At 67.9% G+C, this 20,705-nt stretch carries 25 protein-coding genes and 1 pseudogene; 16 read left to right on the top strand and 10 right to left on the bottom strand.

From position 1 onward, the window contains the following. Positions 1 to 74 precede the first annotated feature (74 nt). Positions 75 to 500: a MarR family winged helix-turn-helix transcriptional regulator gene (locus tag KME78_RS27930; RefSeq protein WP_219532344.1), complete on the top strand. Its 426-nt coding sequence runs from the start codon at positions 75 to 77 to the stop codon at positions 498 to 500. A gap of 22 nt (positions 501 to 522) precedes the next feature. Here KME78_RS27930 and KME78_RS27925 read toward each other — a convergent pair whose 3' ends face one another. Next, a complete protein-coding gene (locus KME78_RS27925; RefSeq protein ID WP_308127158.1) occupies positions 523 to 1,401 on the bottom strand; it encodes a glycosyltransferase family 2 protein in 879 nt (292 codons plus the stop codon). A gap of 188 nt (positions 1,402 to 1,589) precedes the next feature. On the opposite strand from KME78_RS27925, the gene KME78_RS27920 reads away from it, so the two are divergent. Continuing rightward, positions 1,590 to 1,949, top strand: a complete 360-nt coding sequence (locus KME78_RS27920) for a hypothetical protein (RefSeq protein ID WP_246651996.1) — start codon at positions 1,590 to 1,592, stop codon at positions 1,947 to 1,949. A gap of 27 nt (positions 1,950 to 1,976) precedes the next feature. Here the strand turns inward: KME78_RS27920 and KME78_RS27915 are convergent, their stop codons facing one another. The 3 genes from KME78_RS27915 to KME78_RS27905 form a co-directional block, all read right to left on the bottom strand. Beyond that, positions 1,977 to 3,146 carry an MFS transporter gene (locus KME78_RS27915; RefSeq protein WP_219532343.1) on the bottom strand — a complete coding sequence of 390 codons (1,170 nt, stop codon included), beginning with the start codon at positions 3,144 to 3,146 and terminating at the stop codon, positions 1,977 to 1,979. A 56-nt stretch (positions 3,147 to 3,202) separates the two neighbouring features. Continuing rightward, the gene (locus tag KME78_RS27910) at positions 3,203 to 4,171 is read right to left on the bottom strand and encodes a winged helix-turn-helix domain-containing protein (RefSeq protein ID WP_219532342.1); all 969 of its coding nucleotides are present in this window, start codon (positions 4,169 to 4,171) and stop codon (positions 3,203 to 3,205) included. 61 nt (positions 4,172 to 4,232) lie between these two features. Further along, positions 4,233 to 4,727 (bottom strand): hemerythrin domain-containing protein, encoded by a 495-nt coding sequence (locus KME78_RS27905; RefSeq protein WP_308127157.1) that lies wholly within the window; start codon positions 4,725 to 4,727, stop codon positions 4,233 to 4,235. Between the two features lie 151 nt (positions 4,728 to 4,878). On the opposite strand from KME78_RS27905, the gene KME78_RS27900 reads away from it, so the two are divergent. Next, the gene (locus KME78_RS27900; protein WP_219532340.1) at positions 4,879 to 5,514 is read left to right on the top strand and encodes a LysE family translocator; all 636 of its coding nucleotides are present in this window, start codon (positions 4,879 to 4,881) and stop codon (positions 5,512 to 5,514) included. 36 nt (positions 5,515 to 5,550) lie between these two features. Here KME78_RS27900 and KME78_RS27895 read toward each other — a convergent pair whose 3' ends face one another. Next, on the bottom strand, positions 5,551 to 6,048 hold the full coding sequence (locus tag KME78_RS27895; protein WP_308127156.1) for a GNAT family N-acetyltransferase: 498 nt from the start codon (positions 6,046 to 6,048) through the stop codon (positions 5,551 to 5,553). A gap of 108 nt (positions 6,049 to 6,156) precedes the next feature. On the opposite strand from KME78_RS27895, the gene KME78_RS27890 reads away from it, so the two are divergent. The 3 genes from KME78_RS27890 to KME78_RS27880 all read left to right on the top strand — a co-directional run bounded on the left by KME78_RS27890 (position 6,157) and on the right by KME78_RS27880 (position 8,066). Continuing rightward, positions 6,157 to 6,711, top strand: coding sequence for an RNA polymerase sigma factor (locus tag KME78_RS27890; protein WP_308127155.1), 555 nt, complete (start codon positions 6,157 to 6,159; stop codon positions 6,709 to 6,711). Continuing rightward, positions 6,708 to 7,553 carry a hypothetical protein gene (locus KME78_RS27885; protein ID WP_219532338.1) on the top strand — a complete coding sequence of 282 codons (846 nt, stop codon included), beginning with the start codon at positions 6,708 to 6,710 and terminating at the stop codon, positions 7,551 to 7,553. Before KME78_RS27890 ends, KME78_RS27885 begins: the two co-directional genes overlap by 4 nt. Positions 7,554 to 7,748: 195 nt before the next feature. Next, positions 7,749 to 8,066 (top strand): hypothetical protein, encoded by a 318-nt coding sequence (locus tag KME78_RS27880; RefSeq protein ID WP_219532337.1) that lies wholly within the window; start codon positions 7,749 to 7,751, stop codon positions 8,064 to 8,066. A 30-nt stretch (positions 8,067 to 8,096) separates the two neighbouring features. Here KME78_RS27880 and KME78_RS27875 read toward each other — a convergent pair whose 3' ends face one another. Both KME78_RS27875 and KME78_RS27870 read right to left on the bottom strand, forming a co-directional pair. Further along, the gene (locus KME78_RS27875; protein ID WP_219532336.1) at positions 8,097 to 9,419 is read right to left on the bottom strand and encodes an FAD-dependent oxidoreductase; all 1,323 of its coding nucleotides are present in this window, start codon (positions 9,417 to 9,419) and stop codon (positions 8,097 to 8,099) included. Positions 9,420 to 9,426: 7 nt separating this feature from the next. Further along, positions 9,427 to 9,996 carry a PadR family transcriptional regulator gene (locus KME78_RS27870; RefSeq protein WP_219532335.1) on the bottom strand — a complete coding sequence of 190 codons (570 nt, stop codon included), beginning with the start codon at positions 9,994 to 9,996 and terminating at the stop codon, positions 9,427 to 9,429. A gap of 124 nt (positions 9,997 to 10,120) precedes the next feature. Here KME78_RS27870 and KME78_RS27865 point away from each other — a divergent pair, with 124 nt between their 5' ends. The 6 genes from KME78_RS27865 to KME78_RS67335 all read left to right on the top strand — a co-directional run bounded on the left by KME78_RS27865 (position 10,121) and on the right by KME78_RS67335 (position 15,444). Continuing rightward, positions 10,121 to 11,047, top strand: coding sequence for a YwqG family protein (locus KME78_RS27865; RefSeq protein ID WP_219532334.1), 927 nt, complete (start codon positions 10,121 to 10,123; stop codon positions 11,045 to 11,047). Positions 11,048 to 11,136: 89 nt separating this feature from the next. Further along, entirely contained in the window at positions 11,137 to 11,679 is a 543-nt protein-coding gene (locus KME78_RS27860) for an RNA polymerase sigma factor (protein ID WP_219532333.1), read from the top strand. Continuing rightward, positions 11,676 to 12,836, top strand: coding sequence for a CU044_5270 family protein (locus KME78_RS27855; protein ID WP_219532332.1), 1,161 nt, complete (start codon positions 11,676 to 11,678; stop codon positions 12,834 to 12,836). The genes KME78_RS27860 and KME78_RS27855 overlap by 4 nt, the downstream gene beginning before the upstream one ends. Before the next feature lie 390 nt (positions 12,837 to 13,226). Then, positions 13,227 to 13,754, top strand: a complete 528-nt coding sequence (locus KME78_RS27850) for a hypothetical protein (protein ID WP_219532331.1) — start codon at positions 13,227 to 13,229, stop codon at positions 13,752 to 13,754. A 108-nt stretch (positions 13,755 to 13,862) separates the two neighbouring features. Beyond that, positions 13,863 to 14,378: a hypothetical protein gene (locus KME78_RS27845; protein ID WP_219532330.1), complete on the top strand. Its 516-nt coding sequence runs from the start codon at positions 13,863 to 13,865 to the stop codon at positions 14,376 to 14,378. Positions 14,379 to 14,631: 253 nt separating this feature from the next. Continuing rightward, the gene (locus tag KME78_RS67335) at positions 14,632 to 15,444 is read left to right on the top strand and encodes an NBR1-Ig-like domain-containing protein (protein ID WP_219532329.1); all 813 of its coding nucleotides are present in this window, start codon (positions 14,632 to 14,634) and stop codon (positions 15,442 to 15,444) included. A 73-nt stretch (positions 15,445 to 15,517) separates the two neighbouring features. Here the strand turns inward: KME78_RS67335 and KME78_RS27835 are convergent, their stop codons facing one another. Further along, on the bottom strand, positions 15,518 to 15,841 hold the full coding sequence (locus KME78_RS27835; protein WP_219532328.1) for a hypothetical protein: 324 nt from the start codon (positions 15,839 to 15,841) through the stop codon (positions 15,518 to 15,520). A 318-nt stretch (positions 15,842 to 16,159) separates the two neighbouring features. Here KME78_RS27835 and KME78_RS27830 point away from each other — a divergent pair, with 318 nt between their 5' ends. Next, positions 16,160 to 16,720, top strand: a complete 561-nt coding sequence (locus tag KME78_RS27830) for a GNAT family N-acetyltransferase (RefSeq protein WP_219532327.1) — start codon at positions 16,160 to 16,162, stop codon at positions 16,718 to 16,720. Between the two features lie 312 nt (positions 16,721 to 17,032). Here the strand turns inward: KME78_RS27830 and KME78_RS27825 are convergent, their stop codons facing one another. Further along, the gene (locus KME78_RS27825) at positions 17,033 to 17,506 is read right to left on the bottom strand and encodes an ATP-binding protein (RefSeq protein WP_219532326.1); all 474 of its coding nucleotides are present in this window, start codon (positions 17,504 to 17,506) and stop codon (positions 17,033 to 17,035) included. A 510-nt stretch (positions 17,507 to 18,016) separates the two neighbouring features. Between KME78_RS27825 and KME78_RS64690 the strand changes: the two are divergent. The 3 genes and pseudogenes from KME78_RS64690 to KME78_RS27815 all read left to right on the top strand — a co-directional run. Continuing rightward, positions 18,017 to 18,130: pseudogene (locus KME78_RS64690) on the top strand (helix-turn-helix domain-containing protein); the annotation flags it as partial. 18 nt (positions 18,131 to 18,148) lie between these two features. Next, positions 18,149 to 18,823, top strand: coding sequence for a DUF5753 domain-containing protein (locus tag KME78_RS27820; protein WP_246651995.1), 675 nt, complete (start codon positions 18,149 to 18,151; stop codon positions 18,821 to 18,823). A gap of 29 nt (positions 18,824 to 18,852) precedes the next feature. Beyond that, positions 18,853 to 19,065, top strand: coding sequence for a DUF397 domain-containing protein (locus tag KME78_RS27815; RefSeq protein WP_219532325.1), 213 nt, complete (start codon positions 18,853 to 18,855; stop codon positions 19,063 to 19,065). Between the two features lie 335 nt (positions 19,066 to 19,400). Here the strand turns inward: KME78_RS27815 and KME78_RS27810 are convergent, their stop codons facing one another. Next, a complete protein-coding gene (locus KME78_RS27810; RefSeq protein ID WP_219532324.1) occupies positions 19,401 to 20,597 on the bottom strand; it encodes a pentapeptide repeat-containing protein in 1,197 nt (398 codons plus the stop codon). Positions 20,598 to 20,705 lie beyond the last annotated feature (108 nt).

Raw genomic sequence — 20,705 nt, 5'->3', positions numbered from 1 at the left:
TCATTTACTTCGAGTCTCAAACCAAAAGCAGACTAACAGCTTCGAGCCTCGAAACAAACTGCTATCCTCCAGGTATGACGAACCAGGCGCTGGAGCAGGTGGTGCGGGCCGGTCACGAGGTCTTCATGCTGACCAGCGACCGCATCGCCAAGGCACTGGAGGAGCTCCGGCTCACGCACGCGACGGCGCAGGCCCTGTGGGCGATCGATCCCGGGGAGCCCGCGCCGTCGATGAGGATGCTGGCGGGCCGGCTGTTCTGCAACGCGCCCAATCTCAGTTTCGTCGTCAACCAGCTGGCCGATCGTGGGTACGTCGAGCGTGCCGTGGACCCCGGCGACCGGCGTTCGAGGGTGGTCGTGCTGACCGAGCAGGGTCGGCGGGTACGCGAGCGGGTCATCGAGGTGACGCTCGCCCAAACCCCGTTCGCCGGCTGCGCGCCGGAAGACCTGAGCCGCCTCGCCGAGATCTTCCAGCGGATCCTGAGCCACACCGCCCGGTAAGTCGACGGCTGTCGAGTGGTCATCAGCAGACGGGGGGCCGTCCCGCCCGGGCCAGCCGGGCCACCGTGGACCAGCGCATCGGTGTGCGGGCGCCGTGCCCTCCGCGCAGTCCCTCGGCGAGTCCGGCGAGGGAAGCGCGTAACGCCGCGGGATCCCGGAAGCGCCACAGGGTCGTCAGGGCCCAGGTGGCGAGGTTGAGGGGGATCAGCGGGGCGGGCAGGTTGCGGAGTGCCAGCCAGACCCGGTTGCGGGCGTTGAGACGGTAGAAGTTCGTATGGCGGGCCGGGTCGGTGGCTGGGTGATGAACGATGACATCGGGCGCGTAGTGGCCGATGGACCCGCGGTCCCACAGCCGCCAGGCCAGGTCGATCCCCTCGTGAAAGAGGAAGAAATGGCCAGGCCATCCGCCGACGGCCTCGAACAGGTCGCGGCGGACCATGACGACGCCCTCAGCCATGACGGTCACGGTGCCAGCCCGGTCGGGACGAGAGACGCGCAGGCGGGGCACCCAGCGCCGCAGGGTGCGGCCGGTGACCGGGTCGGCGATGCGCGGCTGGACGTAGGCGCGGCGCGGGTCGCGGGCGAACTCCGCCGCTAGGCGGAGCAGCGCGTCGGGGGCGGGGAGCACGGCGTCGTTGTCGAAGAAGAAGATCAGGTCGCCCTTCACGTTGGCGGCGCCCACGTTGCGTCCCTCGGGAATGCCCACGTTCGTCGGCAGCTCGACGGTCCGCACGCCGCCCGGCACCTGCTCCGGCGTGCAGCCGTTGCCGACCACCACGATGTCCAGCTCGACGCCTTGCTGGGCGAGCAGGGAGTGCATGGCGACGGAGAACTCGTCGGGCCGGTCGTTCATGGTCAGCACCACGGCGCCGACCGTGGGGCGAGGGGTGCCAGTGCTCACTGGTCTTCCTTTGCTGCCTCAGGCGCGCTGGTACCGACGACATCATGGTCACAGGTGAATCGTTCGGCTACCGCTCACTGTGTCGCCATGCTGTCGTCACACCACGGACGCCCCACCCTATTAGGCGGAGATGGTCGGCGGGAGCGCGTGGCAAGATCGGGCTAACGTGGCGCCGAGAGGGAGGACGCGTGGCAGTGGCACGAGTACTTGTGATCGGTCTCGATCCCGCCGAGATCCAGGGCTGGGACCCGGAGCCGGTCCGGGCGGCGATGGCACGCGGTCGGGCCCGTTTCGACGACCTCGGTATCGAGGCCGACTGGTGCCTGGTGGTGCTCGGCAAGAACCCCGAAGGTGCGATCGTGGCGGCCCTGACCCGCGAGGACTACGCGTGCGTGGTGATCGGGGGCGGCATCCGCAAGCACGAGCCGTACCTCGAATTCTTCGAGAAGGTGGTCAACCTGGTCCGGCAGCACTCGCCTCATGCGGCGATCGCCTTCAACACCAGCCCCGAGGACTGCGCCGACGCGGCTCTACGGTGGCTGCGCTGACCCAGCTGTGCGACAAATAGGCGGTGGTCAGTTCGACCGGCGGGCGACGGCCGGCATCAGGGTGAAGGCGAACAGCGCGCACAGGATGCCCGTCGCGGCGCAGGCCCACCACAACATGTGCGCCTGGAACAGGACGGCGCCGACGGCCGGCCCGGCGAAGCGGGCGATGGCGGTGGTCCAGCCGTACAGTGCCTGGTAGGTGCCGTGTGCGCCGTCGGGGGTGAGGTCGGCGATCAGGGCCGCCTCGAAGCCCGCCATGCCGATCTCGCCGATCGACCACAGCACCACCGTGGCCACGTAGTGCCAGGGCTCACTGGCCACGCCGGTCAGCGCGAGGCCGACGCCCACCACGGTCATGGAGACGCCGAGGACCGGCAGGCGGGGCAGCCGGGACAGCCAGGTGATGAACAGCGGCTGGAAGATCACCACGATGGCGCCGTTGACGGTGATGAGCAGCCCGTACAAGGAGGCCGGGAGTCCGTCGGCGGCCAGCGCCAGGGGCAGCGCGTACGAGGCCTGCGCGTACAGGATCAGGCCGATCAGCAGGAAGACCAGCGCGGCCATCAGCACCCGGTCGCGGGCCGCGATCGCGTACCCGTTGCGCGCGGGCTTGGGCGCGGCCCTGTCGTGGCTGCGTGGGATGCCGACGTACACGATCACGGCGAACGCGACGCTCGTAGCGACGTCCAGGATCACCAGGAGCCAGAACCCGTGGGCGAGCAGCAGGCCGGCGATGGCGCCGGCGGCGGCGGTGCCGACGTTGACCGCCCAGTGCATGAGCCCGAACGCCTTGGCCCGCAGGTGCGGCGGGGTGGTCTCGGCGACCAGCGCCGAGGCGGCGGGCCGGTAGACGTCGCCGGCCAGTCCCATGGCCAGGGCCGACGCCATGAGCCAGCCCAGGCTGCCGGCGACGCCGATGAGGATCAGGCAGGTCGCGGTGGCCAGCAGGCCGCCGATCAGGGTGAGGCGGCGGCCGAACCGATCGGCCAGGTACCCGCCCAGAGGTTGCCCGCCCAGGCCACCCAGCCCGTACGCCGAGACGACGGCGGCGATCTGCGCGGCCGCGTACCCCCGGCCGGTCAGGTAGAACACCAGGAACGGCAGCACGACCCCGCCGAACCGGTTGACCAGTTGGCCGGAGAACAGCAGCCAGAACACCTTGGGCAGGGTGGGGCGGGCGGGAGCCGTGATCGTCATGCCAGCATGGTGCGGGGGCCCTGCTGGGTGAGGCGACACATTCGGCCCCCGCCGAATCAACCGTCCATCAGCGCGTGGGCGCGGGGTGTGCGCACGTAGAGCATGGCCCGGCCGACGCGGTGCTTGGTGACCAGGCCGGCCGACCGCAGCAGGGTGAGCTGCTCGGAGACGTTCGCGGGCGACAGGCCGGTACGGCGGGACAGGTCGGTGGTGGAGGCCGGTGCGTCCAGTTCGGTGAGCAGCAGGGCTCGGGAGCGGCCGATGACGGCGGCCAGCGCGTCGGGCGCGGGCGCGGTGCCGCGCTCCCACAGGGTGGCGATGGCGCGCACCGGATAGGTGATGATCGGCTGGCCGGGTGAGTCGGTGCGGTAGAACAGGCCGGGCCAGACGAAGATGGACGCGGCCAGCAGCAGCCCCTCGCCGGCCAGCACCCGGGACATCTCCTCGGGGCGCTGTTCCAGGTGCAGGTCGCGGCCCTCCCAGCGGATGGTCGAGTGCATGTCCGCGAACACCCCGGCGGGGCCGTGTTCGGCGTACTGCCTGGTGCGATAGAGCAGGTCTCCTTCGAGGAGGTTGCGCATGCGTGGCCAGTGCGGGGCGAAGGCGAGCTGCCAGTAGGTCTCGATGGCGAGCACCAGCCGGTCGAGGCCCGCAGCCGGATCCTGGTGCAGCTCAGCGGCGCAGCCGGTAAGAGGGCCGAGCTCACTCGCCATGCGGTCGAGGTCGGCCCGGATGACCTCGTGGGGGGTGGCGCGTAACACCGCCAGCTCCCCCGCCAGGTCCGGAGTCGGACCGGTGGGGACGGGACAGAGGAAGTCGGGGATGTAGCCCCCGCCGGTGATGAGGTCGAGCAGCGGTCCGAGGTCACTGCCGAGCTGCGGGCGTACCTGCTTGAACCAGGGCAGATGCAGGGCGCGCCGGGCGGGTGTGCGGAGCGCGTGGATGCTGGCGGCGACCTCCCGCAGCGGGGAGAAGGCGAACCTGAGAAAGGACAGATCATAGGCGGAGAACGCCAGCGTGAGCATGCGCGGGGCTCCTTGGATTCGGCTGCGGCCGAATGTATCGCAGAGCCCCGCGGCCGGCCGGTCAGCGCTCCGCGTCGTCGGTGAGCAGGAACGCGGGCCGGGAGCGGTCCCAGCCCGGTACGTTCAGCTCGTTGAGCGCCGAGACGATGCGCTTCTCCTCGTAGACGAAGTGCGTCTCCATCAGCGCGGCCAGGCTGTCCATCTCGCGCCTGACGTCGACGGGGTTCGTCTCCCCGTCCAGCCCGGCGACGAGTGCCTCAAGCCGTCGCAGGGAGTCTTCGACCAGCTGGTGGTCGCGGCGCAACTCCTCCAGCACCGGGCGCAGTTCGGGAAACTGCTCGGCGACTTCGGGGAAGGCGAGGTCGTCCTCGCCGGTGTGGTGCCGGGTCAGCGCTGAGCAGAAGGTCAGGCAGTGGGCCCGGAGTTCGCGCAGGCGCGGGCCGCCGGCGAAATAGGCATCGATGTCTTCACGCAGCTCTGCCAGCTCCTCGCGGAGCCAGAGGTGCACTTCGATCAACTGATTACCGAACGCCGCCAGGCGCTCGTTGGATGTCACCAAAGGTCATTCCCATGGTTTCAGCGCCTCCATGCCCTCGGCGGTCTGCTTGCCGGGTACACCGCGACGCTGACGACGGATCTCATCACTCTTGCGCCCAACCGTCAAGCCAGCTTGCGGGTGCGGTCTGGACATTTGGGATAATTCACTCATGCCGATTGACTCGCACCTGCTTGTGCTGTTCACCCTGACCACGATCGTCGCCATGATCACTCCTGGGCCCGACATGCTGTTCATCCTGGGCTGCGGAATGCGCGGCGGTCCGCGTGCCGGCCTGCTGGCCACGGCGGGGGTGGCCACGAGCGAGGCCGTCCACGTCGCCGTGGCGGCCGCGGGACTGGCGGCTCTCTTCCAGGCGGTGCCGGTGGCCTTCACCGTGGTACGGATCGTCGGAGCCGCGTACTTGATCTACCTCGGGGTGCAGATGCTCCGAAACCGCAAGGGTCTCGACAGCGAGATGCCCGTGGAGGCCGGAGGAAGGATGTCGGGCCGCCGGGCGTTCACCAGCGGCCTGCTGACCAATCTGCTGAACCCGAAGATGGTCACCTTCACCATCGCGTTCCTCCCCCAGTTCATCAACCCGCAGCTGGGCCAGGTGTGGCTGCAGTTCGCCATCCTCGGCGCCATTCTCATCGCGCTGGAGTTCGTGGTCGACGGCGCGGTCGGAGTGCTCGCCGGTCGGATCGGCGGCTGGCTGCGCCGCAGGGCCGCCGCCCGCCGCCGCGTGGACATCGCCACGGGAGGCATCTTCATCGGTCTGGGGGTACGGCTGGCCGTCGAGCGCTGAGTCCACGCCCGCCACGCGGCGCCACATGGTCCGTGATCAGCCGCGCTCGCCGACCTCGGTCTTGTATGTGTGAAATCCGCGCCGATGGTAGTTGGGCAGCGCATGGGGGTGGTCCAGGCTGGAGGTGTGCAGCCAGACCCGCCTCACGGAGGGGGTCAACCGCCATGCGCGCTCTATGGTCAGCGTCAGCGCGTATCCGCCCAGATTCTTGCCGGTGAACTCGGGAAGCAGCCCGAAGGTCTCGATCTCGACCTCCTCTCCGGGGTGGACGTCGTAGGCGGCCATGCCCACCGGTTCGCCGTCGAGGGAGAGCAGCCAGAACATCCGCGCGGGGTGCCGGGCGAACCACGTGGACCATTCCTGTTCGCTTCGCCGCGCGCTCGCCCAGCCGTACGGCGCGCCGATTCTGGCCTGCAGGTCGATGACCAGCGATGAGCCGCGGTCCAAGGGCTCCAGGGCGAGGCCCGGCACAACCTCGCCCGCGTTCAGCTGGCCCGCTGTCACCATCTCGACATATGTCACGATTTCCCTCACTTTGTCATGTTAGAGGGCTGCTCGATCTTGGGCCGGCTGTCCTGTCACAGGAGGAAATATCCGGACACCTACTCTCATGTGACATTGCCTTATCGGAAGGACGACGACGTGGGAGCAGCGGAGCCTCGGCGGCGTTTCGAGGCGCTCTATACGGAGCACTACGCGGCCGTCTCCGCCTACGTCCGGCGACGTACCGACCACGCCGACGACACCGCCGACGTGATCGCCGAGACGTTCACGACGGCATGGCGGCGGCTCGACCAGGTGCCGCCCGGCGACAAAGCCAGACTCTGGCTGTACGGCGTGGCCAGGCGCACCCTGGCCAACCACCGCCGGGGCGAGTCGCGCAGGACGGCCTTGACGTCGCGCCTGAGCGAAGAGCACGCCGTCTGGCTCGACTCGGAGGTCGGCCAGGCTCCCGGGGCGACGCGCGAGGCCTTCATGCGCCTGTCCGAGGACGACAGGGAACTGCTGTCTCTCGTCGGTTGGGAGGGGCTCGGCAACGCCGAGATCGCCAAGGTTCTGGGCTGCACGCGCATGGCCGTACGGCAGCGCCTGCACCGCGCCCGCAAGCGTTTCGCGACCGAACTGGCCGCCATCAATGTCGTCGATCTCAACAGGTACGGCTCGCGAGCCGTCAAGCTCGCGAAGGAGAGCACGTGAACACCAACGTCGACGAAGCCATCAGAACCCTCACCCCCGCCCCCGGCCCCGGCCTGACCCCGGTCGCACGGGAGACGATGAACGCGATCATGGACGCGGAGCCCGCGCCCACAGCCGTCACCCGCAGGAGATGGCGCCCACTCCTCGCGCTCCCGATCGCCGCGGCGGTCATCTCGGCGGCCTGGGCGATCCCTTCGGTCCTGACCCCCGCGCCCGCCTCCGCGCTCGACATCAAGGAGGAGGGCGACCACTACGTCATCGAGGTCAAGGACCTGAACGCCAACCCGAAGGTGTACGAGAGCCAGCTGCGGGGAGCCGGTCTCGACATCTCGCTGGATCTCGTACCCGCCACGCCGAGCTTCGTCGGCGAGATCGACCCGGGCACGAGCGGGCCACAGGACGAGATCAAGACCATCGACCGGCCAGAACAGTGCGGCCTGGACCGCGACTGCCCGATCGGCATCACCATCGCCAAGGACTTCGCCGGCTCGGCGATGATCACGCTCGGCCGCGAAGCCCGTCCCGGCGAGGAGTACCAGATCGTCGCGGGCCTTGATTCGCCTGGTGAACCCCTGCACTGCGTGCCCTTCTACAACAAGCCCGTGAGCGAGGTACGGGCGCTGTTGAAGGAGCGCGGGCTGGGCATCGACGGGTACGTGCTCCTCGACCAAGCCACGCAGGGCACGGAGTCGCAGGTCAGGGCGTCGGTGCCCGACTCCATGTACGTGACCGGCGGCCATCTGAGCAAATACGGCATGGCCTCCCTCGCCGTCGGCGACGCACCGCTGTCCCCCGAGCAGGTGGCGTCGCTGAACAAGAAGATGCACTGCGCGGCGGGCTGAGTCCAGCGAACGGCGGGGCGTGCTTCCACAGGGGCGAAGCACGCCCGCCACAGCGGCACCCCTCATCCGACCTTGATCGGTGTCGTCAGGACGACTACCCTGATCGCCGTGCCGCCGGAAGGCGGGGCCGTGGCGATCGCGTCACGCGGGAAGAGCCCCGGCCACGACGCCATGGAGTTTGGAACCCGACTGACGATGAGCGCAGAAGAGGATTTCCAGCAGGTCGGCGCCGAGCTGGCCGACCTGGGTGTACGGATCTCCAGGATGATGGGGAGTCCCGCGCTCAAAGATCAGGCGGGGAAGGTGTTCGCGAGCCTGCAGCGCGACGGCGCGATGGTGTTCCGGCTGGTCAGGGATACGCCCGAGCACGCGACCGCGCTCCAGCTGGCCGGGGCCTCTCTGTTCGACCCCTCGGGCCAGGGCAGGGAGATGAAGGACTGGGTGGTCGTGCCCCACTCCTCGGCCGAGAAATGGACGGATCTGGCGGAGGCCGCCCTCAGCCGCCCACGCTGATCAGCATCGGCCACGGCTGGTCGGACAGGCTCAGCGTTCCCCGAACACCGCGCGGCCGAGCGGCGGGACGGCTCCGCAGGTGCGGAAGAACCATCGAGCCGCTGATCGCTTCAGCGCGCTTCTGGTGATCGCGCCTTCGGTGTTGCGTACGACCTCGCGGACCGTCTCGAACCCGTAGCGCAGCATGTCCGCCTCGTACGCGCGCAACGCCCGCGGCAACGGCTCCTCGCCGCGGTCGGCCGCGGTGAGCGCGGCGCAGAGCCGGTGCGCGTCGCGCAGCGCCGTGTTGCCGCCGAGCCCGCCGACCGGGGGCATGTGGTGGACGGCGTCTCCGAGCCCGGTGACGTTGCCGGTCTCCCACTGGCCGAGCGGTTCGGCGGCGCTGAACCCGGTCTGGTACAAGGTGTCCGGGGTCGAGGCGGTGACGAGGCGGCGCAGGTCGGGATGCCATCCGGCCGTCCGCTCGGCCAGCAACTCCCGCACCGCGGCCGGATCGTCCTGAGCCTTCGACGCGAAGCTCGCCGGGAGGGAGTCGCGGTGCGTGATGAACGCCCACAGGACATAGTCGTCGTCACGCGAGTCCGCGAGCAGGTGCTCCGGGTCGAGCCCGAGCGCGCGTATCCGGTCGCCGAGTCTGGCGATGATCGCCGTAGGGTCCTCGCGCCTGCGGAAGATCGCGGTGAACAGGAAGTCACTGCGCGGCCAGAAGACGTTCTTGCCGGCCAGCAGCCGCTCCGGCAGCCACCGGCGGTTCTCCTCGGTGAGGAACACCTTGCCGGCGACCGCCGTCGCCGGCAGTGCGATGCGGCCGGCCGCCGGGTGGAGCTGCGCCCACACCCGGGAGTTGGCGCCGTCGGCCGCGACGAGCACGTCGGCGGTCGCGGTGGTGCCGTCGGCGAACTTCGCCGTGACCGTCCCGTCGTCCGCCCGAGCGAACCCGGTGAACTCCTTGCCGAAGCGGACCACGTCGTCCAGGCCGGCCAGCAGCAGTTTGCGCAGTGTGACGCGGCTGACGGCGTGCTCGCTCACCGTGGGGTCGAGGGGGTCATGATCCGGGCCGTCCTGCCCGATGAGGATGAGCGGTCGCAGCCGCTCGTCGAGGAAGCCGATCCCGGGCCCCGGATCGCCCGCGGTGGCCACCAGCAGTTCCCATAAGGCGGGTGGCAGGCAGGCGTGCAGGGCGATGCTCCCGGTCGGCTCGATGTTCAGCCGGAAGCCCTGGAGTCGTGAGTCGGCCGTGCGGTCCCGTTCGTACACGGTGACGCGTACGCCGGCCCGCTTCAGGCCCTGCGCCAGGCAGAGCCCGCCGATCCCGCCGCCGATCACGGCGACGTCCAAGCGTCGAGGCGACATGGAGTTCCTACTCTCCGGTAAAGGGCGCGCTGTCAGGTTCGCCGGCCATGTCCGCGAGCTCCGCCAGCAGGCGGTCGTGCCAGGTGACCTCCGTCTCCAGCCGCATCAGGGTCTGGTCGAAGGCGATGGCTTCCAGCCTGGCGAGGTGGGGCTCGGCCTGACTGCGTAGATTGCGCCAGAAGTCGAGTTGGCCGGCGTACGAGTCGCGCCGCTGCTGGGCTGCGGTACGCAACTCCTCGGGGCTGATCTCGCTGACGTGCAGGAGTACCAGCTGGATCGGATCCGGCCGGAGCCCGGTGTCGGCCAGGGCGGACCTGATCACCGAGACCAGCTCGGCCCTGCCCTTGTCGGTGATCCCGTACACCGTCCGGGCGGGGAGGTTGCCTTCCTGCTCGGTGCGGACCACTTCGACGACGCCCTCGTCCGCCATCCGGCGTAGCGCGCCGTACAGCGATCCGGGCTTGATGTCCGCCCACAGCTCGACCCGGTCGAGTTGCGCGGCGGCGCGGATCTTGTGCCCGTGCATGGGGCCGCCGTCAGCCAGAGCGCCGAGAATGAACAGGCGGGTTGCTCGCATATGAGTACTAAAACATGAGTAGTCGCTGCCGCACAAGTAAGGCGCCATCAGCGCACCGGACTCTGTCGGATCCAGCCGGTAAGGTCCTCGCGTCCGGAACGGAACGTCATCGGAGAAGTGCGCAATGGCCCGTCATACTCCGCCTCGGCCGGTAGCTGTGGAGGCACTCTTTCCCGAGCTGAAGCCGCTCAGCAGAAGCGCGCTCCGGCTGCATCCGCGTGCGGGAACCCCGTCCTACGAGGACAGCTCTGTCGGAGGGCCGCTGAGGTGGCCGGCCGATGAGCCCTGGCCGTTGTGCGCCGAGGAACACTACTACGACGACGGCCTGGAGGACGCCACCCGCCACGAGGCAGTGGTCCCCATGGTGCCGGTCGTACAGCTCTACGCGGCGGACGCGCCCGGTGTGCCGTTCCCGCAGGGAAGCGATCTGCTCCAAGTGTTATGGTGCCCGTTCAACCACGGGGATGATCCCTACGAGCGCTGCCCCCTGCCGCAGGTGCGCTGGAGGAACGTGGCAGATGTCCGCCATGTGCTCGCCACGCCACCGGAACCCGCCGACGCTCCCGAGGGTCACGTTCCCATCCCCTGCGTGGTGCACCCGGAGCAGGTGACGGAATACCCCGACTGGGACGACATACCGCAGGAACTGCGCGACGAGATCGACGACCGGCTGCACCGGTTGGAGGAGACCACCGGGTGGGATTACTTCTACCACCTGAGCACGGCCCCCGGCACCAAGGTCGGTGGTCATCCGCGCGGATGGAACGGCTCGACGACCTGGTTCAGCTGCGAGAGGTGCGGACAGCCCATCCACCATCTGCTGACCGTCGCCTATGAGGAGTTCGATGGGAAGTCGTGGCAGACCTGGCTCCCGGTGGAGGACCGGCCCGACGACAACAGGGGGCCGGAGCTCTACCTTTCGGAGTCCGAACGAGCCGCGGCCGCGGAGAACCCGCCCGGCCTGATGGTGTCGGGCGGAGGCAGTGTGTACCTCTTCGAGTGTCGCTCCTGCCCTGATCGCCCGGTTGAGCACCTTTTCTATCTCAACTGAGCAAGACGAACGGGACTCCACCTTCCAGAAATGCCTCCAGGATTCCGGACATGGACGTAGATGACCGATGATCCAGTTAAGGAGACCGGATGGGAGTCGATCCCGACAGCCGGTTCGTGGAGATCTACGAATCCGCCTACGAGCCCATACTCGGCTACGTCCTGCGCCGCTGCCCGCATCCGGAGGACGCCGCCGACGTGGTGGCCGAGACGTTCACCACGGCGTGGCGTCGCATCGAGGAGTTGCCCGAGGGCGACGAGGCAAGGTTGTGGCTGTACGGCGTGGCGCGCCGGGTACTCGCCAACCACCGGCGCGGCGAGCGGCGCCACGAGCAGCGTACGGCGGCCCTGCGTGATCGGCTCGCCGCCTTCCCCGCGCTGGCCCGCCCGCCGGAGGACGAGATCTCGCAGATGGGACGGGTCTTCCGCGACCTGACCGACGACGACAGGGAGTTACTCTCCCTGGTCGCCTGGGAGCGGCTCGACCATGGGCAGATCGCCCGCATGCTCGGCGTCTCCCGCAACGCCGTGCGGATCAGGCTCTATCGCGCCCGCAAGCGTTTCGCTCGGGAACTGGCGAAAGCCGGGATCGACCATCCTCGTGCCGTCGCTCTGGAAGGAAGCTCACTGTGAACCTCACCGATCTCGCCCGCCTCCGCGACAAGGACCTCGCCGGAGAGGCGTCCGCACCCGAGGCGCGGATGCTGATGCACGCGATCATGTCCGAGGAACGGGAACCGGTGGCCGCGGCGCGGCCACGCCCGAAGGTACGACGGCGGCTCGTGGTGAGCTTCGCCGCCGGGCTGAGCCTTGCCACTGCCGCCGCGGTAGCGGTCATCGCCCCCACGATGCGGTCTGGCAGCACGATCTCCGTCGCACCGTCGGTGTCCGCGGCGGCCGAACCGAATGCCCGGCAGATCCTGCTCGCCGCCGCCGTCGCTGTGGAGAAGGCCCCTGCGAGCGGCGACTACTGGCGCACCGCGGGCGTCACCCGATGGATGATGACCGATCCCACGCGCAGCTATGTGCTCGAGGAGGGGCGGTCTGGAGAGCTGTGGCTGGCGAAGCGGACGGATCTGCGGAGCTGGCGCATCCGGCAGGATCTCGGCGTCAAGCCCGCGACCCCGCAGGACGAGGCGGCATGGCGGGCTGCGGGGGCGCCCACCAGCTGGCGATACCCCAAGAACATGAAGACGGAGAACCTGTTCGCCCTCCCGTTCGGGCCGCTGGAGGCGGCGGCGGGTGAGCGAACCGCCGAACGGCTTCACGGCAAGTGGAAGGGCACGGCCGGTGACCTGACAGGGGAATTGATGACCTGGAAGGAGGTGCGCGCGATCCCGAGCGAGCCCGACAAGCTCAGGAGCTACCTGGAAGAGCACATCACCCGGCGCCTGACGGCGGACGCCGGGTACGACGTGGAGGAGGTGACGTGGTACCTCCTTGTGCAAGCCTGTGAGGACATCATCAGTCGCCTGCCCGCCTCGCCCGAGGTACGGGCATCCGCGTACCGGATCCTCGCGTCTCTGCCCGGCATACAGGCTGAGGGGGAGATGACGGACCCGCTGGGCCGGCGCGGGCAGGCGCTCAGCTATCAGGAGGAAATAGAGCCGGGTCTGTTCACCCAGGTTCGGATCGTGGTCGAGCCCAGCACCGGTCTGCTTCTTGCCCAGGTGAGGACGAACACCACCAAGCTCGCGGACGGGCGGCAGGCGGAGCTCCGTGTCTCCACCTCGTACCAGGCGATCGGCTGGACCGACGAACGCCCAGAACTGCCCGCGCACCGGGACTGAGCCGTTCACCAATTCGAGCGCGCGAGGGCCGCTTTTCCCGAGTGCTACGTCGACCTCAAATCATTGGAATGCCACAATTGCTGCGACGCCCAAGGGGGCTCGGCGGGCGAGGCCGGGAAAGATTCCGCCGACCCGTTGAAGCCCTGTCGCAGATTCCTGACCTGCTAATTTGATTGTCCTAATATCTCTGGACAACGTCTGGATGATCGGACGGGGCAGATCGCTTGCCATTGTCGGGCATCGGCGGTCAGAGTAGCGCCGTTCCCAAGCGCCGGTGTTCGGCATCGGCGGCATCGACAGGCGCACGGATATTCCACTGAATGGCTGTGCGCGGTCGATCGGGGACTCCCGAGTCGGAAAGTACAGAGGATTTCTTTGAAAGGAGATCCGATGATCGGACGAAAAGGGATTACAGGCGCGGCTCTCGTCGTCGGGCTGACGGCGACCGCCCTTATGGGAGGGTCGTCCGCGTCGGCGCAGGCAGGGCTGGGCGTCACGGCCGTCTCGGACGACTCAGCCGTCCTGGCGGCCCCGGGCTGGTCGGCGAAGGCCTACCTGGGGATCAGCTACCACGACCGCTGCAAAGGCTGGCAGCGGATAATCACCCCGTACAAGAGCGGCGATCGCATCACCACCAGCAGGCAGGTCCACTGCGAGAAGGGCGAGTGGGGCCGCCGGGCCGTGGTCAAGACGACCCTCCAGCAGTATCGCGGGCTCGGTTTCTGGCGGACGAAGGCCACCTCGGAGGTGAAGAAGGGAAGGGCGGCGTTCACCGTGACGACGACCCCTTCGTGGAAGTGCTCCGGCGGTAGCCAGCTCTACCGCAACCAGACGAAGGTGCATCTGTACTCCCTCCTGCGTGGCAGCGAAGTGGCCACCCTGTACAAGCGGTCGCAGGAGCGCCGGATCAAGTGTTGATCCCGAGCTGGGACGGGGACGTAGCTCGGCCGGACTTCGGCCCTTGGCGCTCGCGAGAGCGCCAAGGGCGTTTCTTCCGAAGTTTTCTTCCGAAGGAGTGAGCGGCGGATGGGATCGCGTGAGAGAAGGCACGTCCCGGTGCGGTGCGTGATCGTCGGCGGGGTCGTGCCCGCCCTGGCTTTGGTGCTGTGGGCGACGGTCTCGGCGGCGGAGGGGCAGCCGTACGAGGACGTCAAGAGGCAGTACATCGCCGCCGTGGACGCGGTGTGCGAAGAAGCGTCCCGGCAGTCGGATCTCCGCGAGGAGCCACCCGCGAACCTGCGCGAGGAGGTGGACGAACTGCACCGCGCGTCGGAGTCGATGACCGGCACCATCGCCGCGATAGAAGCGATCGCGCCGCCCAGTGGTGACGTCGCGCGGGTGCGGGAGAGGTTCTTCGTACCCGCCAGGGCGCTGACCGCGAGCCTGCGCGAACTCAGCGGAAGCGCGGAGGCGGCGCTGCGCGCGGGCAGGGAGGGCGAGGCGAAGAAGGCGGTGGAGCGGTCCTTGGCATCGGACGAGAACGAGAAGGCGCTGCGCTCCTTCGCGGCGGAGTACGGCTTCCGGGCCTGCGCGGGCGAATGACCAAGGCGCCCGAGTAAACCTCAGATTTCCGGACTTATTCGGACAATCCAGGTAATCTCATTTGCTCTCAGGTGGCACAGGTCATGCCGGACTCGTCGGCATGGCCGGATGACGGTGCCGGACAGGGCAGGTGAAGATGCCGGAATTACCGGGGCCATCAGCCTCGCAGGGGGACGAGCCTGGCCCGCAGCGGACGGACAGGGGGTCGCGCCCCGGCCGAAAGCCGGTCCGGCCGGAACCGGCCGCGGGCCCGGTGGCGGCCCTCGCGTATCGGCTGTGGGAGCTCAAGGCGGAGGCGGGCGACCCGTCCTTCGCGGAGATGGCGACCCGTATGGGCGCGGCGGCCTCGAAGTCCTCACTGGCGGCCGCCGCCCGGGGGCTGGTGCTGCCGACCTGGGAGACGACGTGGGAGTTCGTCCGGGTCCTCGCCGTCGACCGGCTTGGGCAGGACGCCGAGGTGGCCAGGCGCGAGTGGCGAGCCCACTGGGAGCGGGCCGCGAGCGCCGCCGTACTTAGCGAGACCGCCGAGGGCTATACGGACCTCTCTCTCGCCGAGGCGGGGGTCCGTATGGCTCAGCACCCCGAACGCCGAGCCCTTGCCAGGAGACCGGTCATGATCGCGGCGGTCGTGACCGTCGCCGCCGGAGCCGCCCTCTTCACCTGGCTCGCCCCGCTCTCCGGAAAGAACGAGCCCACCGCGCAGGCCACCCCGACTCGGGCCGCCACCCCCTACGACGATTCCGCCTTCGAGCAGGACGTCACCCACCCGGACGGCACGGTGGTGAAGTCGGGGACGGAGTTCACGAAGATCTGGCGGATCAGGAACACCGGCACCATCCCGTGGCGGGGACGCTATCTCACCCGGCTGAACGACACCCCGTGCCAAGCCCCCAAACGGGTCGAGATCCGCGTGGTCCAGCCGGGCGAGCCCGTCGACATCGCGGTACGCGTCCGTGCGTCGGACTCCCCCGGCAGATGCAAGATCTACTGGAAGATGACCGACGGGACCGGGACCCAACTGCTGTCCACCAAGAGGCCGATCTTCCTGGATGTGGTCGTCGGCTGATCAACTCTCGAAGCGCGCCTTGGCCGGCCCGAAGGACCGGCCTGCCCAGTGTGGACTGCGAACTCCGAGCCGCTCACATGAACGGCGCTGCTGGGTCGCCCCGGTGCGAGCACGAGATGTGCAGGCGCGGGTGCGCGGGCACCACGCCTGCCGCCCAGCAGCAGGCCGCGTCCGAGTCGGCCTGCGGGATGTTCTCTGTTGTGTAGATGGGCTCGGCTGCCATCGGATCAGCGTCGGCCGACCAGACGCCCCAGCCACCGTGCCACCAGGCGACCCGCCACACCTGCTCGTCCCGTTCCGCCGTCGGGTCATCGGCGAACGCGTGGATGGGCCGGTGCCAGAACCAGTGCCGTCGGCTCGGCCGGAAGTAGAAGCCCTGGCGTTTGTGACCGAACATGCACGTAGGGTCGCACGAGAACTGGCGGCGTACAGTATCTGTCGAACAGCGGACGACATGTCAGGCGCTGTCCAGGTGACGGCGCGGGATCTTCAACGGCGCTCGTCCTCGACCAGCCGCAGGCCCTTATCAAGGCGGGCGCACTCAGCACGGGCAGTCGCAGCCAAGCCCCTCAGCCAGCGGCCCTGATCGCAGCGCGCGGAGTCTGAAGCATCGCTCTGCCGCCGCTGACCGACCTCAGCGAGGGCCGCCGCGGCGTCGATCAACCACGCCGAAATTCGTTGGACGTCTGTCAGGCACTCTGCGACCCTCTGCACGGTGACAGATGAAGCCGATCGCCAGACGTCGTTCCCCACCAGTCCGAAGCATGTGCGCTTTTTCGAGTTGTCGAGCACCGCGATGTCCGCTCTGCTCGATGGGGATCTGCCCACAGCCAGCAACACGGCTGGGGTCGCTCTGACTGAGTACTTCGTGACAGACAGAGCACGGTGGCTGTGGCGGATTCGGATCGACCAGATGGCCGCCGACCCCCGCCACGCACCGTGGATAGCGCGGCAAGCGGTAACCGGCACCGAAGGGGTCGTCATCGGTCATGCCGGCTTTCACGGACCGCCCGATGAGGCGGGCATGGTAGAGATCGGCTACGCGGTCGCTCCTGACTTCCGTCGCCAGGGGTACGGCCGAGCCATCTTGATCGAGTTGCTGCGTCGGGCCGCGGCCGAACCGGCGGTCAAGACCGTACGGGCGACGATCAGTCCCGACAATGTGGCGTCCCTGGCCACGATCGCCGGCTTCGGCTTCGTCAAGGTCGGAGAAGACTGGGACGAAGAGGACGGTCTCGGACTCATCTTTGAAGTTCCTGCCAACCGCAGCTGCTAGATGCAAACCATCCTCGTTCCGAGCTCCGCCCTTATTCTGTTGCTTTCAGCGGTGAAGCCGGCTCGGCATACAGCTCCTAACAAATGACGGTCTTCCCGGCCCGGAGAGCCGTCCGGCGAATGAACCGCAACCCGCCGAGCGCGATCAGTTCGTAAAAGACCTCCGTGCAGTCGCAGGTCCACTTCACGACCCGACCACCCGCCTCACCCCGGCGTGGAGGGTGCCACGTCAGCTGGTCATAGTGCGGCCGCACGGCTGACACGTGCGGTGCCGTGCAATGAGGCGGAAACCGCCAGTGCCCGAGCACCCAGCTCACCCTTTCACCTCCCACCCTCCGCGCGCGGCTCCGGCCACCACGCCTTCCCCGGCGCGGCCGGGCACGGCGACACCCGTGAACACTTCCGCCCAGACCGCGCGCTGTCCCGCGCCCAACAGGCGCACGCCCCACTTGAGCGCGATCTGCTCGACCAGCCACAGACCCCGCCCGTGACAGTCGTCACCGCCGGACTCGCGTGCTCGTGGAACCGTGTCCGCCCCGTCATCGGTCACCTCAACGCGAACGACCTCGGCATCAATGGCGACGACCTCCACCGTCACCACCCCGCCATGCAGCCCCGAAGCGGTGTGGATGAGGGCGTTGGTGATCAACTCGCTGACGATCAGCCGCGCACTCTCCGCGTCCTGGTGCCCTGCCGTCGCCAGCATCTCCGCAATGCAGTGACGAGCCACCGCCACCGACTGCGTCGCCCCCGGCAACACGACTTCACCAAGAAACCGCTCGCTCACCGCGCCACCTCCCAAACACGCGTAGCCGCATCCACGTCGTACGCATCCACCCACCGACCCCGACCGTGACCCCACGTGAAGATCCACTGCTCACCCCTCAAAGCCGCCCTCACATACAGATGACCGCGCGCCCTGCGTACGGCGATGAACGGCTCAACCTTCGACGGGCACTCCACCGCGTGCGCCAGCCCGAATTGCGACAGATCCCATGACAGTCGCACTAAGTGCCTGAATAGCTCCTCTTCGTGGTCGAATTTACGCATGCCGGACCTCCTTTGGGCGGCGTCTGTAATGCACAGCTGTCGTTCGTGTTCGCACCGATCGGGCTATGGCGAGGATGCGATGGTGCAACGATGGCCAGTGTCTATCGGCAGGTGCAAATTGGCAAGTGCCAGATAGCAGTTGCTAGCGTTGTTGCTTGCTTGCCTGAGAGTGGAAAACTGGGAAGGTGATCCCAATGGCGCGCCCGACAGGTAGTCCGACCGTGCGGCGACGCAGCTCGCGGCCGAGCTGCGTCGCCTACGCGAAGATCGCAATCTAGGGATTGAACAGGTCGCCGAGCAGCTCGACTGGCACCCGACCAAGCTCAGTCGGTTCGAGACCGCTCGTCGGGCGATCCAGCCCAGCGATGCCCGAGCACTGTTGGGCATCTATGAAGTCGGCCCTGCCGAGCGAGACGCCCTGCTCACGCTGGCGCGCGAGGCTCGTCAGCGTGGCTGGTGGCACTCCTACGGACCAGCAGTCCCTGAGTGGTTCGAGGTCTACGTAGGCCTGGAATCGGCCGCATCCTCATTGCAGATCTACGAGGGCGAGTTCGTGCCGGGCCTGCTACAGACTGCGGACTACATCCGGGAGGTGCATCGAGCCTCTCTGCTTCATGCGTCCAGCGAGGACATCGAGCAGCGAGTCGCTGTTCGACTGACGAGGCAGAAGCTTCTGACGAGCGAGGGTGCCCCGAACGTGTCCATGGTCATGAACGAAGCAGTGATTCGCCGTGTCGTTGGCGGCTCCGAGGTGATGCGCGCTCAGCTTCAGCGGTTGCTCGATGTGGCGGACCTGCGGAACGTGACGCTACAAGTACTGCCCTTCGCGGTCGGCGCGCATCCCGCCATGGACGGGGCGTTCCACGTCCTGGGCTTCGAACCCACAGACCCGCGCGTTGTGTACATCGAATACCACACCGGTACCCTCTATTTGGAGAAACAGCACGAAGTAGATCGGTATACGGTCATGTTTGACCACCTGCGGGAATCGGCGCTGTCTGCTGATGAATCGTCGACACTCATCCGGCAGGTGGCACGCGATCTTCAGGCGTAGCAGACCAACCACAGAGAAGGGGGTGCGGGATGCCGCAAGATGACCTGTCCCGCGCCATTTGGCGCAAGTCGTCCAAGAGCAACGGCCAGGGTGGTGCCTGTGTGGAGGTTGCCAGCAACCTGCCTGGCATCGTGGCCGTCCGCGACAGCAAGAACCCTGACGCCCCCGCGTTGGTGTTCACCCACGTCGAATGGGAAGCGTTCCTCGATGGCGTGAGCAAGAAAGAGTTCGACTTGCCATAAGTGCTTTGACTAGGCCGTTTCCATGTTGGGGCGGCCGTATCAAAAGAGTGCCCGGTCGCCTTGCTGGTGGCCGGGCACTCTTTTGTAACCCTCCAACTTTGAGTGGTGTTCGATCGCACCTTCGGCGGGGCTCCGCTCCGGAATGATCTCCCGGATTCACTCGGGAGCGCCGTAAGAGGCTGATATAGGGCATGGGCTTCACCGTGGAAGCAACCGATGTCCTGCGCTGGTCAGCCTGACGCCGCCAGCATCAAGGCACTGGCCCGACGCTGTCACTACCACCGCAGATACAAACCATGATCGCGAAATATCGCTGGAGTACTAGAAGAGCGGCATCACCTTGTCCGGCTACGGACGCGAGCCTGTCCGGTGAACCATCGAGGTGGGTGACGCGCGAGCGTGGCAGGCAGCCGGGTGTGTTCGTCCACAACCGCCTGCGCGAGTTGTCGGTGTGTCAGGCCTCGCGCGGTGCGAAGGTTGGCTCCTTTGAGATTGGCGTTCTTCAGGATTGTCCCGGTCATGTCAGCGCGGCTGAAGTCCGCCCCTTCCAGATCGGCGTAGCTCAGGTCGGCGCGGTCGAGACGGGAGCCGTCGAAAGACGCCTCCCGAAGCCGGGCGCTGGACAGCCAGGCATCCCGCAGGTCGGCGTACCTTATCCAGGCTTGCGGAAAGTGAGCGGCCTCGAGGTAGGCGTACCGCAGTGAGGTGCCGTCCAGGGCTGGCTCGGGACAGCTCGCCCCGCTGAAGTTGATGCCGTCCAGGCGGCTGGCATTGAGCTGCAGCGACAGCGGGCCGAGGTCTTCGGCCAACTCTATGGCCAAATTGAACGCGGTTGCGATGTCCGCGCGCAGCACGGGACCGCGTAACCCCGAGGCCGGGTCGATGAGGCCGCGGAGCCCACTTCGCCTGGACAGTGCAGAGGCGCGGCGGCTCTCGTCTTTGACGAATTGGCACAGGATCGACATGATCGCTTTCGCGTCGCGCGGGGAGTCGGTGGTGATCCGGCCAAGGGCGTGTAGCGCACCGAGCCGCACCGCCAGGGACGTGCTGCCCAGCTGAGTGATCGTCTGGGTGAAGCGGTCGGTGATGTGCGATTGCCTGCTCAACAGGTAGGTGCGCGCGGTGAACGCCAGGGAGCCGCCCGCGCCCAGCGCGAGCAGCAGGGTGATGAGCGTTGTTCGGGCGTCGTTGCGCACTTCGGCGAGCGACTGACCGGTCAGCTTCAGGCCGGGGTCCACCAGCGTACCGGGCAGCAGCCACAAGATCAGCGCGCACAGCAGCAGGGTGCCGGCACCGACAGCGACATATGCGAGGATCGCTCGGCGGCGGGGCGCGTCGACCTCTTGCCTGAACCTGACGACTCGCTGCGGGAGGTGCACCTGCGTGACCCGGAAACCCGTCGAGGCCCACAGGCGCCGTCGCCCCCTCCACCAGTTCTCGTCCTTGAGCGCACGGTCGGGCAGACGGCCGTCGATGATGTCTTCGATCTGGTCGAACTTGAAGTCGATCCGAACTAGTGGCCCGTCACGCAACCTTGGCCGGGTAACTGGTCCAGCTTCGGATAGGTGAAGTGGCGGCGAAGCTGGTCTTTGGTTGGGCACGGGCGTTGCGCCAGCGGACGTAGCCACCGATCGCCGTGT

Source organism: Nonomuraea guangzhouensis, assembly GCF_019396345.1.
GTDB lineage: Bacteria > Actinomycetota > Actinomycetes > Streptosporangiales > Streptosporangiaceae > Nonomuraea > Nonomuraea guangzhouensis.
The sequence above is the reverse complement of the archived record's forward strand: the minus strand, read 5'-3'. Positions and strand labels throughout refer to the sequence as shown.